We start from the raw sequence: 16,724 nt of genomic DNA, 5'->3' as shown, positions 1-16,724 counted from the left end.
CTTAATTTACAAATGTAAACTTTTTCAGCTCTTGTACTTTTTTGCTATTTACAAATGTAAATTCATTGTTTTACAGAAACTTACAATAAATTTGATTTACCTTTCTATATTTCAGGGGCGTTTTTGAGGATTTGGCTTTTCACAAATTCAAAATCTACATCAGCATAATATTGCTCTAATGTAGTAGTTTTAGCGTGTCCAAGCATTTTGCTGACGGCTTTGCGGTCAATATTACTATTGAGCCAAAAGTGAGCAAAGGTCTTGCGTCCTACTTTGGTACGCATTTTTTTTGCCTCAATCCGTAAAATTTGCCCAAGTTCTTTCAAAATTTTATTGATAGTTTGCGGGTTTTTGAAGGTTGGCAACTGATATTTGTATTTCTCTAAAATCGCTTGCGTTTTTTCCGTGATAGGAATATAAGCCTTCTGACTGCTTTTCTTTTCCATTTTTTGCCTGCTCATAATGATAAAACTCTCTTTGATATACGCTTGCGGATTTTGTGCAAAACGAAAGTAGTCCGAAACATTTAACCCTGTATAGCACAAAAAAAGAAAAATATCTTTGGCTCTGACGTGGCTTAAATTTTCTGTATGATAGTTTTCCAATTTTTCAAGTTCTGTTTCGGTCAGGTGAGTTTTATCAATGCGATTTTCTCTTTCAATGCTGTAATGCAATAACGGGCTTTCGTGAATTATTTCGCAATCTATACAATACTGCAAAACTCTTTGCACCATTGCAATAACTCTTGCCGTAACGTTTTTACTACGATTGTACCATATAATAAACTCTTGCAGATGTAGTTTTTTGAGGTTTTGGGGCAAAATATTTTCAAGTTGTTTTTCTTGCAAAAATCTGCTAAACGTTTTCAGCATAGTTTTGTGATTACGGATTGTGTTGTAACTCCACTTTTCTTGCTTTTGCTTTACCTCAAAGAATTGTTGCCAAATTTGCAGAAAAGTAGGTTGAAGCTGTTTGTTTCTACTATTGAAAACCAATTCAAGCACATCATTAGCCGTAAAATCGCTCTTTTCAAATTCAAGTTTCTGTTTGGCTTTCAGGATTGTGTTTTTTAGGTTTTCAATTTCTTGCGTAAGAATAGAATTGCCCTTGACTTTTTGGTTTTTAGCGTCCCATTGCTTTTTTTCTACGCTAATACCTGTGCTAAACTCTCGTGAGCGTATGCCATTAAGCGTAACATACACGTAAAGCGTGCCAACTTGATTTTTGGGATTGGTTTGGCACTTGCGAAACCAGAAGCGAACTTTCATTTTTTGTATTGCATAGACTTTTTACTGCAAAACTAATAGTAAGGAACTTATTTGTATTAGACTATGAAAGAAAGGCTTTTTACACAAATAAAAAAGCCTTCAATAGGCTTGAAGGCTAACAAAATAAAGTTAATGTACCCAGGGCCGGAATCGAACCGGCACGCCCGAAGGCATACGATTTTGAGTCGTACGCGTCTACCAGTTCCGCCACCTAGGCATTTTTGGCTTTTGGGACTGCAATATTAGTGCAATCGGTTTTTATTTCCAAATTTTTTGGCAAAAAAAATATCAATTTTACAATAAAAATCTGAAAATCAATTTTCTTTTTGTTGCAAACTATTCCATAAAAGCTCCGCAACTTTCTTGCCCGCCACCGAAGCAATTTCCTCAAATCTTGCTTGCTTGATATTTGCCAACGACTTGAAATGTCCAAGCAATTTCTGCATTGTTTTTTCCCCAATGCCTTTGATACTTTCCAACTCACTCTCAAAAGCCTTTTTGCTACGCTTTTCTCTATGGAATGTAATGGCAAAACGATGCGTTTCGTCGCGAATTTGCTGAATAAGCCTCAAAGATTCCGATTTTTTGGAAAGATGAAGAGGTAGCTCATCATCAGGGAAATAAATTTCCTCTAACTTTTTGGCAATACCAATAATTGCCATTTTGCCATAGATTTCCAAATCTTGCAAAGCCTTGCAAGCGGCAGATAGTTGCCCTTTACCCCCATCTATAATTACCAGTTGCGGCAAAGGTTGTTTTTCCTCCAACAGCCTTTTGTAACGCCTGAAAACTATCTCATACATTGAGGCAAAATCATTCGCTCCTACCACGGTTTTGATATTAAAGTGCCTATAATTGCGTTTTGAGGGCTTCCCGTTCAGAAAGCAAACCATAGCCGCCACAGGGGTTGTACCTTGAATGTTAGAATTATCAAAACACTCAATATGGGTGGGTAACTCACGCAAACGAAGGTCTTTTTGCAAAGTTTCCAGTATGCGTTGGGTGCTTTCCAAAGACTTTTGTTTGCGTTCTGCTTGCTTTCGCAAATGTTCTTTTTGAGCAAAGAATAAGTTTTTCAGCGAAAGCTCTAAAAGTTTCTTTTTTTCTCCCACTTGGGGCGTAAAAAAACGTAAATCCGTAGGATTTTCAGCTATAGCTATGTTGCTGATTACTTCTTTGGCGGGGCTATTGTACTTTTCTCGTAAATTGAGAATGGCTAAAAGGGCAATTTCTTCGGCAGTTTCATCAAGTTTTTTTTCAATTTGTTGCGTTTCAGTATGCAAAATAGTACCATTTTGTACATCTAAAAAGTTGATAAAGGCACTTTCTTCGTCAGTAGCCACCGTAAGCACCATTACATCAGTAATATGGGGATTTACCACCTGCGATTTTTCTTGAAAAATCTGTAAAAGTTCTATTTTCTCCTTGCAGGCTTGGGCTTTTTCAAAAGCCAATTCTGTGGCATAAGCATACATTTCTTGCTCCAATTTCTCTCTGACTGCCTTGATATTTCCTTTCAAAATTTTCTTGATTTGCTCAATATCTTCCAAATAATTGGCTTCACTTTGCAACCCTTCACAAGGGGCTTTGCAGTTCTGAATATGAAATTCCAAACAGGCTTTGAACTTGCGTTGGGTGATATTTTCCTGCGAAAGATGATAAGAGCAAGTCCGAATGGTGTAAAGTTTTCGGATAAGTTCCAAGAGGTCGTTAATAGCACGTACATTGGCATAAGGACCAAAATACGTACCTTTTTCTCGTTCAAAACGGCGAGTGCTAATAACTCTCGGAAAAGGCTCGTGGGTAATACAAATGTAAGGATAAGTTTTATCGTCTTTGAGTAAAATATTGTATTTGGGCTGAAATTCTTTAATAAGGGCATTTTCTAAAAGCAGAGCATCTAATTCCGAATTTACCACTACATATTCTATTCGCTGAATTTGCGAAACAAGTCTTTGCGTTTTACGACTATGATTTTGCAGTCCTACAAAATACGAACTCACCCGATTTTTAAGATTTTTCGCCTTGCCTACGTAAATAATGGTATCATTGGCATCAAAAAATTTATAGATACCCGCTTCTTGTGGCAACTGACTTAAAATTTCGCTAAAATCGTTCATAAAACTCACAAATTTTCACGTAAGTCTGTTTTCAGGGCATTTTTAGCAGGGAACAAAGAAACTATCCAAGTACAAACAACTATCGTAAAAAACGTAAAAACAAAATCTACCCAATCCATTTTCACAGGGTAGGCATCAACAATCGTAGAAGTAATGTTCATTTTTACAAAGCCATATTTTTCTTGGAAAAAGCAAAGCAAATAGCCCAAAGCCAACCCTAAAATGCCTCCTGTTAGGGCAATCATTAACCCCTGTCCAATAAAAACACTTCGGATAAACCGCTTTTCAGCTCCCAAAACTTGCCATACTGCAATATCTTTGCGTTTTTCAATGACCATCATAGAAAGCAAAAAGAAAATATTGAAGCAAGCTATCAGAAACACAAAAGAAAGTGCTATACGCGTAACAAGTTTTTCAATACGAATAGCTCTCAAAATTTCATATTGTTGCTCCTCTTGGTTCTGCACTAAAAAGTCCTCACCCAGCACCTTTTGCAACTCTTTCTGAATTTTGGGAATTTGTTTTTTCTCTTTTAACGCAAGTTCCAAATAGCTTCTTTCGTTGTGTTCGTATTGCATTAGCTCTTCGGTAAATTCAATGGGTACAATAATATATTTGCCATCGTGTTCGTATTCTACCTCAAAAACCCCCGAAGGCAAAAGAGCCAGTTTGCGAATATCTTTTTCAGTCATAGAGATTTTTTGCTTGCGGTTCGGATACCAAATTTCTAGTACATCATCAGCCATATTCATTGTAAGCATCTGAAACACCCCCAACCCTACTACTGCACGAGCATAATCTCCTTCATAAAGCCTAAACTCCCCTGCTCTTACTTGTTTGGCTATGCCTCCTAGTTCTGCAAAATTATTGGTAACCCCTTTTATTTTCCCTACCATTTGTCGGTCTTTGTAACGAAAAACAGCATCATCTTCTATTGCCTCCGAAACTACTTTTATACCTGCTACGGAAGCAATTTTTTGCTTAATTTTTTCATCATAAACAAAAAATTTACCTTTGGCAGGAGAAATTTTAAGTTCGGGGTTTAGGATATTGTATTGGCTACGCATCAGTGCCTCCAAACCATTGAAAACTGAAAGCAAAACAATAAAAGCAATTGTAGCAAGGGCAATTACAATGACCGTAATAGCAGAAATAATGTTGATAAAAAGATTTCGTTTTTTGGAAAGAAAATATTTTCCTGCAACTTTTAGGGCTAATTTCATATTTTTGTGCAAAATCTTATGCCAAGTAACAACAAAAAAAGCATATCCGCAAATCTATGCAAGTTTCCGTGATTATACCAACGTATAATGGTGCAAAAAAGATTTTGAACTTGCTTCATTCTTTGGAAAAACAAACTTTCCGTGATTTTGAAGTAATTGTAGTAATAGATGGCTCTACTGATGAAACGCAAAAAATACTTGCAGAAACCCCATTCAATTTTCCCTTAAAAACCATTTATCAAGCCAATAAAGGGCGTGCAGGGGCAAGAAATGCAGGGGTAAAAAACGCCTCTGCCGATTTGCTCGTTTTTGTAGATGACGATATGCGTTTAGAACCTGAAGCCATACAAAAACATTGGGATTTTCATCAAATCACGAAAAATGCAATTTTAGTAGGCAACCAAATAGAAGATTGGAATGCCTTACAAAATGATTTACAAAAGTACAAAGCCATTTTGAGCCGAATCTGGGGCAATAGCGTAATTAGCAAGCAACCTATGCCTGCCGATAAGTTTTTTCTCACCTCTGCCAACTGCTCTTTGAACAAACAATTATTTGAGCAATTAGGCGGTTTTGACGAAAAACTCACCGATGCCGAAGACTATGATTTGGGAAAAAGGGCTATTGAGCAGGGTATCGCCATTTATTTTAACCCTGAAATTATTGGTTGGCACGATGATTTTATTACTTGCCAAAGCTACATCAAACGCCAACAACAATACCAAAAAGCACACGAGAAACTCAAAGAGCTTTATCCTGAACGCTATGCCTACAATCAGTATAGCTATAAACCAGCCCAGGGCATCAAAAAACTCATTTACCGATTTTTTGCAGGCTGGTTTTGGGTGAATGTAGTAGATAAGTACAATTTTCTAAAAATTTTACCTACCAAAATTCGCTACAAAATCTATGACCTCATCATTGTGGCAAATGCTGTGCATTTCCCTTTGAAATTTCAAGAAAATAAACGATAAGCTAAAAAAACCGCCCCCAACGAGCCTATAACATTCAAAAGAATATTCCAAAAGGCATACTCCAACGATTTTTCGGCAAGGGCAAGGGTTTCGTAACTAAATGCAGAGAAAGTTGTAAAGCCCCCTAAAAAACCCGTTACAACAAACAAACGCAAGCGTTCTGCACTTTCTTTGTGTAAGGCAAAAAAAATCCCTATCAAAAAAGAGCCAACAATATTTACAACAAGCGTTCCGAAAGGAAAACGTGTAGAAAAAATAGCCGTAGCCAATACATTTATCCCATACCTGCTTACACAACCCAATCCGCCGCCTAAAAATACCCAAATCAAATTTTGTAACATAGATAAGAAGGGGTTAAAGGTTAGGAGTTAAAGGTTTAAGCGTGCTAAAAAAAATTAGCCAAATTTTCTTTGGGAGGCTCTTCTGTTGTTTTAGAGGGTTCGCTGTATTTTTCAGTAAGTTGTTCAATTTCCTGCTGATGTTTTTCCAAAATGGCTTCTGCTTCTTTAATTTTACTATCAAAAGTTTCCAAAATATTACGCTCTTCGCTTTTGCTTACCTTATCCAGCATTGAGTAAGCCCAATTTTTTAGGTCGGTGATAAGATTATCGCGATAAGAATCCAACATCAAACATTCGTGGCGAATATTTTTCATTTCATTGATAGCATCTTGCATAAGACTTTTCGCCTTTACATCAGCCTTCTGAATCATTGTTTTAGCTTGCAGGCGAGCATCATTCAAAATATCATCTGCTTTGAGTTGAGCTTCTTTGATTTTCAGTTCGGCATCGCGTTTGGCTTGTTCTACGATATGGCTACCTGTATCTTCGGCTGTTTTGAGCGTTTTGAACAAAGAACTTTCTACCTGACGAAGTTGTGAAACTTCTTTTTCTGCTATTTCCAAGCGTATTTTTGTTTCACGCAATTCATTATTGAGTTTTTCCCATTCTTGCGATAGTGCTTGCAAAAAAGCTGTTACTTCATCTTTATCATAGCCCCCGAAAGCCTTTTTCTCAAAAGTTTTCTGACGAATTTCAATAGGCGTAATTTTCATAAACAGGTGTTTTTGGTAAAAAAAGCAATTTTGCCAAAATTTTCCACAAAACTAATACTTTTCTGCTCAAAAAACTAATTTTCAACGCAATTTCAAAAACACTTTATCGCCTCTGCCAATCCCTCTGCCCGGCTTTACAGACTGGTAATAGACTTTGCCTGCTCCTTCGGTTTGCACACGTATTCCTCTATTTTCAAGCAAAAATAGAGCATCGCGAAGCGTATAGCCTTTCAAATCGGGCATATACCCTTTGCGTTGCTCCGAAGGTTGTAAAAAAATAGAAGCATCGGGGCTAAATACACTTTTTACCCAATCGCTGGTGCTATCGGTTTTAACATTTGCTCCCAAATTGAGATATGCCTCGTGTAAAACATTTCGGTAGCCGTTTTTATGCACTGCTATAAAATTGTTGTTGGGCATACCACCAAGTCCCAAAGAGCGTTGCAAAGCGGCATCTTGATAGAAAAGTTTATCAGCTACTTTCCTGAATACAGGTGCGGCGACATCTCCACCATACTGCTTATCGCCACGGGGGTTATCAATCACGACAATACAACTATACTTGGGCTTTTCGGCAGGGAAAAATCCTGCAAAAGAAGTATGATACGCCTTTACATACTTGCCATTACGAAACTTCTGAGAGGTACTCGTTTTTCCTGCAATTTTATAGAGCGAATTTCTTACAGAACGAGCTGTACCTCGTTCCACAACTCCTTCCAAAAGTGTTTTTAGAAGCATTATGGTACTATCGGAACAGATTTTTTCTTTGAGCGTAATTGTTTTGAACTCTTGCACGGCTTCATCTGCTTCACGAATACTTTTTACGATAATGGGCTGAACCATTTTCCCATTATTAGCTACTGCATTATAGAAAGCAAGCATTTGCAGAGGCGAAATTCTCATTTCATAACCAATAGACATCCAAGGAAGTGATGTAGCACTCCAAGTGGGGTCTTTGGGGGTTTTGATGTAGGGCTTTGCCTCTCCTGCCATTTGGAAATCCAGTGGTGTATTCAAACCAAATTTTTCCAAATATTGAATAAATCGCATAGGCTCGTGCCTGAAACGGTCATTGATGAGCTTGGCTATACCAATGCTGGAAGAAACTTCAAACATTCTTTGCACAGTGATAGTGCCAAAACCTCCTTTTTTGACATCGGTGAGCTTGACACCATAAAAGTCTTTCACCCCCTCTTCGGTATCTACGTAATCGGTGATTTTTACGGCTTTATCTTCCAGCAGTGCCATCATTGAAGCTAGTTTGAATACCGAGCCAGGGTCGGTACTACCTTTATCTCCAATGGCATAATTGTAATTTTCGCTATAAGAGCCATCTTCATTTTTACCCAAATTTGCCATTGCCTTAATTTCGCCTGTGGCAACCTCCATTACAATTACACAGCCAAAGTCTGCATCATTTTCCACCAAAGCCTCTAATAGAGCATCTTGGGCAACATCTTGAATGTTTATATCCAGCGTAGTGTATAAATCATAACCATTTTCGGGTTCAATATAAGAACCCGCTTGGTAGGGTATCCAGTTGCCACCTGCTATTCTCTGAAAAAGAGCCTGCCCCGATTTTCCCGCCAAATATTTATGAAAACTATATTCCAAACCTACCCCAACAATTTTGCTGGAATCTTCGCTGGCATAGCCCAAGGTACGCGAAGCAAGCATACCAAAAGGACGAAAACGCTGAAATTCGGGTTCAAAAATTACGGTAGTACGCTTACGATTTTTGCTCTGAATTCTAAACAAAGGGAATTGAGCTATTTGCTGTTTGGCAAGATAATCAATGCGTTTGTTGTTGAGATACACAAATTGCTTTTTAGCACTACGAGCCTCTGTAATGAGTTTTTTGTAATAAGAAGCGGGTTGGTCTTGAAAAAAATTAGCGAGCAGTTTGGAAAGAGAATCAATATTTTTCTTAAAGTCTTCATCATTGGGCAAAGTGGGGTCTATGGCTACGCGATAGTAAGGCAAAGAAGTAGCAAGTAAACTACCGTCGCTGGCATAAATATTACCCCGCATAGCAGGAATTTTGCGAAAACGAATATCTCGTTCGGCAAAACGCTTTTCCCACCTTTTGCCTTGCACCATTTGTAAATATGCCATACGAGCCACTGAAAGCACTGACACAGCGAGCATTGCCAAAAAAGCAATACGCACGCGTAAGAGTATGGATTTTTTGACATTCATCACCGAAAAACCTAAGAAAAATCTTTGAGCAAAAATATAAAATCTTTCGTGAAAAGCGTTATTTTGCAAGAAAAAAGATAAAACTATGCTTTCGGAAATTGCAATTATCAGTCTATTTATCTTGGTAGGCATAGCCCTGATTGTAATAGAAGTGCTTTTTATACCGGGAACTACCTTTGTAGGTCTGCTTGGCTTTCTGCTAATGGCGGTAGGCGTTTGGTATGCGTTTAGCGAGTATGGTAGTAAAGTAGGGATACTGACGGCTTCGGGTTCTATTGTTTTTTTAGTGTTTATATTTTATTGGGGCTATAAAAAGAAAGTATGGCGAAAATTTGCCCTCAATACCGAAAATGATGCCAAAATAATCCCAACTGCTGTATCTTACTTACAAGTAGGGCAAGAAGGTTTTACTATTTCAGCTCTACGCCCTTCGGGTATTGCAGAGTTTGATGGCAAACGCACCGAAGTACAAACTTTCGGCGAACTAATAGATGCAGGGAAAAAGGTCAAAATTATTGAAATCAGAGGGAATGAGGTATTTGTGAGTATAGCGTAAAAGAAAAAGGCAGGAAAACCTGCCTTTTTTATTTTCTTAGAAATCTCTCTTACTTGAAAAATTGTGTAGCTTTTTAATCATTCGTCCATTTTCTACGAATTGTACCGCTCTACAATTCTTTTTGGGTGCGATAATTACAAGAGGGGTAGCGTTTTTCCAACCTAAACCTTCATCGGTCTTTTGAGCTTCATACTCAAAAATAAACTCTCCTTCGTCCAATTCCAAGCGTTTTGCTTCCAAACGCCAAGCATCTTTGCCTGTTTTTACGGTAGCAATGGCATTATATTTTTGCCAATCAATATTGGTAATTTCTTTTACATAATGCCCAGGATATGGCTTAAATAGCGTATTCCACTCTTGTTCGCTATGAATAATGTAAAAAAGTTGGCACATATCTTGGTCATCACCTACAAAAGCATAACCTTTTACAGGTTGATACTGAATTTCACCACTTTGGGCATTGGAAAATAAAAAGAGAGCAATAAGTGCAAATGTATAAATAGGTTTCATTTTGTTTGTAGATTTACCTTGCAAAGGTAATACTTAACGAGATATTTTACAAATTTTTTTGAAAAAATTTTACTTCTTTTTCCGAAAATACTTTCAAAAAAAGTTTATTTGAAAAGAGTAATGTTGCTAAAATCAATAAAATCAGATTTGCTATCAAAAATTCAGACGATAAAAGGCTTAAAAGCAAACAAAATTTTAAGTGTAATAAAAATCAAAAATTTTAATGATATTTATCAGGCTCTTTTTGAAAGGTTGAGTTTGGTAAGAAAAAGAATAAAACCGATAAGTACGACAAAATAAACCAAATTGCGTGAGTCAATAAGCCCTTTACTCATTGCTGTATAATGAAAATCTATGCCTATTTGCTTGATGAAATAAGCGAAATCAGCGGTTTCATCAATACGGCTGATGCCTTCAAAGCCAAAATATAGCACAAAACACAAAAAAACTGCCAAAATAAACGCTACGATTTGGTCTTTGGTCAGAGAAGAAGCCAATATACCAATGGCAGTAAAAGTAGCCCCCAAAAGTACCAAAGCCAAATAAGAGCCTATGATGCTTGCCAGATCCATTGTGTTTTTCAATGCTATTTCGCCTGTTTGTTTGTTTTTAATTTCTACCGTAGAAAGGTCATACACCGAATAAACATATAGCAAAGTAGGCAGTAATGCAAAAAGCAGTAGTAATACAGATGCCGCATATTTCCCCAAGAGTATGCTCCACTCTCCTATCGGACGCGTGTAGAGCAGTTCAATCGTCCCTGATTTCTTTTCTTCTGCAAAGCTACGCATCGTAATAGCAGGCACTAAAAACATAAAAATAAAAGGTGAAACCAAAAAAAACTTACTCAAATCGGCATAGCCGTAGTTGAGCACGGTAAGCCCACCTATATCCAATACCCAAACCATAAGCCCCATAGCAACCAAAAAAGCCCCCAAAACCATATAGGCAATTAGAGAGCTAAAAAACAAACGAATTTCTTTTTGTAAAATAATCCACATAAAATATGGTAGTATGATTGAATGAATGAGCTTGATGTTTTTGGGATTTTAGCATAAAGAAAAAAGATTTATGCAATACATAAATCTTTTCTATGCAAATTTATATTAGGTCAGATATTAGGAAAATTTGGGAGAAAGATGGGACTCGAACCCACGACCCTCGGTGCCACAAACCGATGCTCTAACCGACTGAGCTACATTCTCCGTTTTTGAGTGTGCAAAGATAGATAAAAAAAACAAGCCTGTCAAGGATTTTTCAAGGATTTTTTTCAAGCCAAATACTATCTTGCTCAAAGCCTTGCTCTTTGAGTTGTACCTTTACGCGTTCGCTTGCGAAAGTATGCACAGCCTTACCTACATATCTGGCTTCAATAGGCAAATCGCGAGCATATTTTCTATCAATGAGTACGAGCAAATCTACCAGATGAGGTCTGCCGAAGGCAAGCATAGCATCAAGAGCGGCTCTAATAGTTCTGCCCGTGTAAAGCACATCATCAATCAGAATAACTTTTTTACCTTCAATCAAGAAATCAATTTTAGTAGTATTTGCCGAGAGAGGCTTTTCACGCTTGCGAAAATCATCTCTGAAAAAGGTAATATCCAAATATCCTAATGGTATCTGCTTTTGCAATATTTTTTCCAAAGCAGAAGCTATACGTTGGGCTACAAAAATGCCCTTGGGCTGAACGCCAATCAAAACGCTTTCCTGAAAATCGTTATGATTTTCAATTAGCTCTTGGCAAAGGCGTTGCAAAATAACTTCCAAAAGATTTTGAGGAATAATAACTTTGGCTTGCATATCAGAGCAAAAATCTGTTCAGACGACCGCGTTTTACTTTGTAAAGTGTAGGACAATGCGAATTTTGGAACACATAGCTAATTCCCAAATTCAGGGCAAAGTAAGTATCTTTATTATTGGGGTTTCCCGAAAAAAGATTAGGGTTTCTACCTGAACGCACATACACATCATCTAAATAATCGGTAAAGGTTTTCCTTGCCCCAAATTCCAATGAAATATTCCAGTTTTCATTGACCATAAATTTAGCCCCTACACCAAAAGGAATAGCCACTTGCAAAGGAGTGTAAGGCGGAAGCGTGCCATCAGCAATATTTTGGACGCTCATATTAAAAGCCGCTACTCCCACAAAAATATAGGGTGTCCAAGGGCTACTATCCGTAAAATGTCCAAAATCATAAAAATTATATTGCCCCAAGAAAGCGATTTCAAAGATGCGGGTTTTGAAAGAAAAATCTCTTTGCCGAGCAAGGGCATCGTTAGGGTTATCTTTATCACTTGCCTGTATATTGCCATTGGATACAGAGAGTTGTGTTGAAATAGCCCCATTCCAATTCTGACGAAACATCACTCCTGCCATTCCTCCGGGCGAACGCCAACTAAATTTAGAAACCTCTCCTCTGTAAAACATTCCTCCTGCAAAAGCCCCTATCTCAAATTTTTGAGCATTGAGTAGATAGCTTTGAAAGATTGCAAAAACTACGAGCCAAGCTATTTTTTTTCGCATTTTTCTAACCTTTAAGTTCCAAAATCTTTTCAAATAAATCTAAAATCTTGCCAAAAAATAAATCCCTCACAATATTTTTGGAGGGAATAAAGAATTTTTTGTATTTACCAAACCTATTACCTTCTTACTCTACGGAATTTAGGGCATCTAACGCCTCTTTGTTCCATAAAGTATTGCACACGAAAAGTGGTAACAATGTAAATATCTCTATCGCGAGGGTCTCCTCTTTGGTCGCCTGCTCTACCAAAGCCATTTACGGTAGGTCTGCCTATTTCATCTACGCCATAGCCATTAGTACCTTGCACCACAGGGTCAAAATCTCTATCTTTACCCGAAATAGGGTCGCGAGGTTCAAGGGTTCTGTTTGCCATTACTACCGATAAAGGATTGAAAGCGGCTAAATCAGCGGCACTGGCATAGTTTCCACTCACATCATCAAGATAATCGGTAAATGTAAAGCGATAACCAATTTCAAAAGCAATATCCCAATTATCGCTCAATCTGTATTTGATACCTCCACCAAAGGGAATAGCAACGCTGAAAAGTGAATAAGGCTTTTTAGGATATTCAATGATAGAACCATCAGGACGTGTAGCCGTAGATTGCAAACCTTGTCCTTCGGTACGCAGAGGTTGCAAATCTACCCATCTGCCATCAGGTGTCATTCCTTTGGGGTTATGATAAAACCCTGCAATTCCTGCAAAAGCATAAGGACGCCACGTAGGTCTGCGGAAAATCCCCCCGATAGTAGGTTTGAAATCCCACTCTCCTGTGATACCTACTTCAAAAACATCATTTCTGAAATTCTGATTACGCAAGAAACGATAGCGGTGTCTAACGTTACGAGGGTCTGCTGTCTGAAAGTCTGAAGAAAGCAAACGTATCCAAGCCACGTCAAATTCTACGGCAAACTGCTCAGTGAATTGATAGGCAACATCAATACTTGGGCTCAGACGTGTATAACGTAAATCTGTACTCAAATCATTGGCTTTGGGTACTATATCACCAAAATAGTTTCCTATTCCCAGCCCCGCTCCAATAGACCAAGAACCCATTTTCATTTGAGCAAAAGCTCCACTTATCAAGCAAAAAGAAAATACAGATAAAAACAGCTTTTTCATACGTGGCTATTTTTTTGATGTTTTAATGCACAAATATAAGAGAAGCCCGCAAACTTGCAAAAAAAATCTGCAATTATTTTTTGCATTTTTTTTAATTTTCCAGAAAGTTCTATAAAAAACTTTTGCGTTTTTGTAAAAAATTACCAATTTTGGCACAATAATTATAGTATTTTTGCTGAAAACAACCCCGAATGTATGAAAAAGTTTTACATTATCCTCATTTCCTTCTCAGCCTTTTTGTATGCTTGCTCCGGAGCAAAAAGCTACTATAAAAAAGGCTTAAAATTGGAGCAAGCCAATATGTATGATGAAGCCTCGCAAATGTATTTGCAGTCGCTATCTCGCAGACCCGATTATATTGATGCAAAGATTGCTCTCAAAAAAACAGGGCAAATTGTTTATGACAATCGGCTAAGTGATGTTTTTAAGGCTCACGCCAGCGATAACCACAAAGGGGCAGTCTATGCCTACCTCAAAGCCCAAGAATTTGCCGAGCAGGTTCGCAGGTATAATATTGAGCTTTCGGCTCCCCCTCAATACGAACAATATTTTGAAAAGTCCAAAGCTAAATATTTAGATGTTCTCTATAAGCAAGCTACTGACTTGCTTGCCGTAGAAAATTTTGAAGCCGCCGACCCCATACTTGCTGAAATCAAAAACTTAGACCCCAACTACAAAGATGTAAAAACGCTCAAACGCACCTCTGCCAACGAGCCTCTTTATAGAAATGGTCTTGCCGAAATGCAAGCTAAAAATTACAAGCAAGCCTATTATTATTTTGACCAAATCTACCAAAATGATAAATCCTATAAAGATGCCAGCGTTTTGCGTGAAAAAGCCCGCAAAGAAGCCGCTATCACCGTTTCGGTACTTCCTTTCCAGAATTATACACGCTACAATGGCATAGAACGCACCATTCAGGGCAATGTAGTAGCTTCTATTTTGGCTCTCAAAAGTCCCTTCATTGATTTAGTGGATAGAGAAAACTTGCAAACTATTCTTGACGAACAAAAATTTGGTCTTTCGGGCAATGTAGATGAGGCTACCGCCGCCAAAGTAGGTAATCTTTTGGGTGTAAAAGCCGTTTTGATTGGCAAAGTAACCAATTTTACCGAAAACGTAGGTAGGTTGCGTAGCGAAGAGAAAATCGCCTACGAGAGCTACCAAGCCAAAGAGTGGAATTCTACTACCAATCAGTATCAGAATGTAACCAAATACCGCCGTACCTCCTATCGCGAGTATTACAACGATAAAGATATCAATGTTACTTTTGAGTATCAGCTTATTTCTTCTGAAACAGGGCGTATTTTAGCCTCTAATATTGTCAACAAAACACTAAAAGACGAAGTTCGTTATGGTACTTACCAAGGCGATACCCGCAACCTTTTTCCCGGTGATGCAAATGGTGTTTTTTGGGGAAATAATGAAAAAAATCGCTTTGATAGGCTATTTCAAGGACGCCGAGAACTAAGATCTACCAACGAGCTTGTACAAAATCTTTACAAACAAATCTCTGACGAAGTTTCTGCTGACGTGTATAGAGCTATTGGGAAGTAGTGAGGTTTGAGGTTTGAAAGTTTGAGGTTTGAGGTTTGAAGTTTGAACCCTAAATCCTTGAACCCTTGAACCTTTGAACCTTTGAACCTTGAACCTTTGAACCTTGAACCTTTGAACCCTTGAACCCTTGAACTATGAAAAGTTATTTACATATTATCCTTGTAGCAACTTTTAGCTTATGGGCTTGTACGGCTCAATCGCAAAAGCGAAAAAATAAGCAAACTACAAGTAAAATAGAAGCTAAACCTAAACCTGAATGGGTGATTGCGAAGCCTATCAGTTCTCAATATTATGTGGGTATTGGCTATAGCTCTACTCGCTTGCCCAACTATCAGCAATCGGCGAAAAATAGTGCTTTTGAAGACTTGCTTTCTGAAATCAAGGTGAATATTTCCAGCACTTCGGTACTATACCAAATGGATAAAAAAAACAGCTTCCGTGATGAATATGAGTCTGTTATCAAAAGCACGGTTCGCAACGAAATTGAAGAGTATGAGTTGGTAGATACTTACGAAAATCCACAAGAAGCAGGTTATTGGGTATATTACCGACTTTCTAAAAGCAAATATGCCGAACAAAAACGCCGAAAACAGCAAAATGCTCTTTCAGTAGCTACTGATTTTTTCCAAAAAGCAGAAGAAAATGAAAAAATAGGACAAACTGCCACTGCTATTGATTTTTATGCCAAAACCATTCTTGCTCTCAAAGATTATTGGGGTGAAAATTTACAAGCTGATTTGCAGGGACGTTCTGTAATGCTTTCCAACGAAAGCTATACGCGTATTCAGCAAATTTTAGATAATATTCTTTTTCAAACGCCTTCGGCAAATATTCAGCTCAAAAAACAAACTACCCAAACGCCTTCGGTAAGTTTCAAAATCACTTACAAAAATACACCCCAACGCAGTATGCCCGTAGTGGCTCAATACGCCAAACAAAAACAAACGTACAATAGCACCGAAAAAGGAGAAGTAAGCGTGTTACTGGAAAAATTGGAAGGTTTGCGTAATAGTTTCCGTTTAGAAGTTTCTTTGGAACTTGCCAAAATTATCAGCGGCAACAGCGAAGATAAATTCTACAAGTTTTTGATAGAGAGTTTTCGTACTCCTTCGCAAAGTATCACTATCCATTTGGCAAAACCTACTTTGTTTATACGAAGTGAAGAGAAAAACTTGGGTAATCCTCAAAGAACAGCTCTGCTCGCCAATCAGCTCAAAAATGCTCTTACCAAACGTGGTTATGTATTTGTAAGTAGTGCCGATAAAGCAGAGGTTGTTTTAGAGCTGGAATCCGACACTCGTCAAGGCGTAGAAAGCGGTGGTATTTATTTTGCTTTCCTTTCAATGAATTTAAGAGCTATTGATAATTTGAGCAAAGAGGAAATTTTTAACCAAACCTTGCCCAAAATCAAAGGCGGACATACCTCTTTTGAAAGAGCAGGCATTGATGCTTACCAAAAAGCTACTAAAAATATTGATAGCGAAATTGCAAGCAAACTCGCAGAGGTGTTGTAAGAAGCACTTTTTACTCTACAAGTATAAATAGTCGTCCCTTAAAAAGTATCTAATAGTTTGATAATCAAAATCTTACTTGTAAAAAAATGCAAAAAAATTTGCAA

General features: G+C 37.8%; 15 protein-coding genes and 2 tRNA genes. 4 read left to right on the top strand and 13 right to left on the bottom strand.

All coding sequences use genetic code 11. From position 1 onward, the window contains the following. Positions 1–104: 104 nt before the first annotated feature. The 4 genes from ACWITO_RS03055 to ACWITO_RS03040 all read right to left on the bottom strand — a co-directional run bounded on the left by ACWITO_RS03055 (position 105) and on the right by ACWITO_RS03040 (position 4,611). The gene (locus ACWITO_RS03055; protein ID WP_448528538.1) at positions 105–1,268 is read right to left on the bottom strand and encodes a tyrosine-type recombinase/integrase; all 1,164 of its coding nucleotides are present in this window, start codon (positions 1,266–1,268) and stop codon (positions 105–107) included. A gap of 135 nt (positions 1,269–1,403) precedes the next feature. Then, a tRNA-Leu gene (locus ACWITO_RS03050) sits at positions 1,404–1,485 on the bottom strand. A gap of 97 nt (positions 1,486–1,582) precedes the next feature. Beyond that, entirely contained in the window at positions 1,583–3,388 is a 1,806-nt protein-coding gene (uvrC, locus tag ACWITO_RS03045) for an excinuclease ABC subunit UvrC (protein ID WP_448528537.1), read from the bottom strand. Positions 3,389–3,393: 5 nt separating this feature from the next. Then, entirely contained in the window at positions 3,394–4,611 is a 1,218-nt protein-coding gene (locus ACWITO_RS03040; protein WP_448528536.1) for an FtsX-like permease family protein, read from the bottom strand. A 56-nt stretch (positions 4,612–4,667) separates the two neighbouring features. Here ACWITO_RS03040 and ACWITO_RS03035 point away from each other — a divergent pair, with 56 nt between their 5' ends. Beyond that, positions 4,668–5,585: a glycosyltransferase family 2 protein gene (locus tag ACWITO_RS03035; RefSeq protein ID WP_448528535.1), complete on the top strand. Its 918-nt coding sequence runs from the start codon at positions 4,668–4,670 to the stop codon at positions 5,583–5,585. On the opposite strand, the gene crcB is transcribed toward ACWITO_RS03035, so the two are convergent. From crcB to ACWITO_RS03020, 3 genes are all read right to left on the bottom strand, one after another. Next, the gene (crcB, locus tag ACWITO_RS03030) at positions 5,567–5,926 is read right to left on the bottom strand and encodes a fluoride efflux transporter CrcB (RefSeq protein ID WP_448528534.1); all 360 of its coding nucleotides are present in this window, start codon (positions 5,924–5,926) and stop codon (positions 5,567–5,569) included. The genes ACWITO_RS03035 and crcB overlap by 19 nt on opposite strands. Positions 5,927–5,970: 44 nt before the next feature. Beyond that, positions 5,971–6,639 (bottom strand): DivIVA domain-containing protein, encoded by a 669-nt coding sequence (locus ACWITO_RS03025; protein WP_448528533.1) that lies wholly within the window; start codon positions 6,637–6,639, stop codon positions 5,971–5,973. A gap of 81 nt (positions 6,640–6,720) precedes the next feature. After that, entirely contained in the window at positions 6,721–8,970 is a 2,250-nt protein-coding gene (locus ACWITO_RS03020) for a penicillin-binding protein (protein ID WP_448528532.1), read from the bottom strand. On the opposite strand from ACWITO_RS03020, the gene ACWITO_RS03015 reads away from it, so the two are divergent. Further along, complete coding sequence (locus ACWITO_RS03015; RefSeq protein ID WP_448528531.1) at positions 8,924–9,394, top strand: NfeD family protein; 471 nt, start codon at positions 8,924–8,926, stop codon at positions 9,392–9,394. The two genes, ACWITO_RS03020 and ACWITO_RS03015, sit on opposite strands and share 47 nt — an antisense overlap. 36 nt (positions 9,395–9,430) lie before the next feature. Here ACWITO_RS03015 and ACWITO_RS03010 read toward each other — a convergent pair whose 3' ends face one another. From ACWITO_RS03010 to ACWITO_RS02985, 6 genes are all read right to left on the bottom strand, one after another. After that, positions 9,431–9,904 carry a hypothetical protein gene (locus ACWITO_RS03010; RefSeq protein ID WP_448528530.1) on the bottom strand — a complete coding sequence of 158 codons (474 nt, stop codon included), beginning with the start codon at positions 9,902–9,904 and terminating at the stop codon, positions 9,431–9,433. A gap of 233 nt (positions 9,905–10,137) precedes the next feature. After that, entirely contained in the window at positions 10,138–10,905 is a 768-nt protein-coding gene (gldF, locus tag ACWITO_RS03005) for a gliding motility-associated ABC transporter permease subunit GldF (protein WP_448528529.1), read from the bottom strand. A gap of 129 nt (positions 10,906–11,034) precedes the next feature. After that, positions 11,035–11,110 (bottom strand) — tRNA-His (locus tag ACWITO_RS03000). Between the two features lie 51 nt (positions 11,111–11,161). Next, positions 11,162–11,704, bottom strand: a complete 543-nt coding sequence (gene pyrR, locus ACWITO_RS02995) for a bifunctional pyr operon transcriptional regulator/uracil phosphoribosyltransferase PyrR (RefSeq protein ID WP_448528528.1) — start codon at positions 11,702–11,704, stop codon at positions 11,162–11,164. A gap of 1 nt (position 11,705) precedes the next feature. Beyond that, positions 11,706–12,428: a type IX secretion system protein PorG gene (gene porG, locus ACWITO_RS02990; protein WP_448528527.1), complete on the bottom strand. Its 723-nt coding sequence runs from the start codon at positions 12,426–12,428 to the stop codon at positions 11,706–11,708. 116 nt (positions 12,429–12,544) lie between these two features. Continuing rightward, on the bottom strand, positions 12,545–13,549 hold the full coding sequence (locus ACWITO_RS02985) for an outer membrane beta-barrel protein (protein ID WP_448528526.1): 1,005 nt from the start codon (positions 13,547–13,549) through the stop codon (positions 12,545–12,547). Positions 13,550–13,744: 195 nt separating this feature from the next. On the opposite strand from ACWITO_RS02985, the gene ACWITO_RS02980 reads away from it, so the two are divergent. Next, on the top strand, positions 13,745–15,106 hold the full coding sequence (locus tag ACWITO_RS02980) for a CsgG/HfaB family protein (protein ID WP_448528525.1): 1,362 nt from the start codon (positions 13,745–13,747) through the stop codon (positions 15,104–15,106). A gap of 134 nt (positions 15,107–15,240) precedes the next feature. Further along, a complete protein-coding gene (locus ACWITO_RS02975; protein ID WP_448528524.1) occupies positions 15,241–16,620 on the top strand; it encodes an LPP20 family lipoprotein in 1,380 nt (459 codons plus the stop codon). The last annotated feature ends 104 nt before the right edge of the window (positions 16,621–16,724 follow it).

This window comes from Raineya sp. (genome assembly GCF_053497555.1).
The sequence above is the reverse complement of the archived record's forward strand: the minus strand, read 5'-3'. Positions and strand labels throughout refer to the sequence as shown.

Coding starts and splice junctions, on each gene's coding strand:
- ACWITO_RS03055 (WP_448528538.1), bottom strand. CDS start 1,268: ATGAAAGTTCGCTTCTGGTTTCGCAAGTGCCAAACCAATCCCAAAAAT.
- uvrC (WP_448528537.1), bottom strand. CDS start 3,388: ATGAACGATTTTAGCGAAATTTTAAGTCAGTTGCCACAAGAAGCGGGT.
- ACWITO_RS03040 (WP_448528536.1), bottom strand. CDS start 4,611: ATGAAATTAGCCCTAAAAGTTGCAGGAAAATATTTTCTTTCCAAAAAA.
- ACWITO_RS03035 (WP_448528535.1), top strand. CDS start 4,668: ATGCAAGTTTCCGTGATTATACCAACGTATAATGGTGCAAAAAAGATT.
- crcB (WP_448528534.1), bottom strand. CDS start 5,926: ATGTTACAAAATTTGATTTGGGTATTTTTAGGCGGCGGATTGGGTTGT.
- ACWITO_RS03025 (WP_448528533.1), bottom strand. CDS start 6,639: ATGAAAATTACGCCTATTGAAATTCGTCAGAAAACTTTTGAGAAAAAG.
- ACWITO_RS03015 (WP_448528531.1), top strand. CDS start 8,924: ATGCTTTCGGAAATTGCAATTATCAGTCTATTTATCTTGGTAGGCATA.
- ACWITO_RS03020 (WP_448528532.1), bottom strand. CDS start 8,970: ATGCCTACCAAGATAAATAGACTGATAATTGCAATTTCCGAAAGCATA.
- ACWITO_RS03010 (WP_448528530.1), bottom strand. CDS start 9,904: ATGAAACCTATTTATACATTTGCACTTATTGCTCTCTTTTTATTTTCC.
- gldF (WP_448528529.1), bottom strand. CDS start 10,905: ATGTGGATTATTTTACAAAAAGAAATTCGTTTGTTTTTTAGCTCTCTA.
- pyrR (WP_448528528.1), bottom strand. CDS start 11,704: ATGCAAGCCAAAGTTATTATTCCTCAAAATCTTTTGGAAGTTATTTTG.
- porG (WP_448528527.1), bottom strand. CDS start 12,428: ATGCGAAAAAAAATAGCTTGGCTCGTAGTTTTTGCAATCTTTCAAAGC.
- ACWITO_RS02985 (WP_448528526.1), bottom strand. CDS start 13,549: ATGAAAAAGCTGTTTTTATCTGTATTTTCTTTTTGCTTGATAAGTGGA.
- ACWITO_RS02980 (WP_448528525.1), top strand. CDS start 13,745: ATGAAAAAGTTTTACATTATCCTCATTTCCTTCTCAGCCTTTTTGTAT.
- ACWITO_RS02975 (WP_448528524.1), top strand. CDS start 15,241: ATGAAAAGTTATTTACATATTATCCTTGTAGCAACTTTTAGCTTATGG.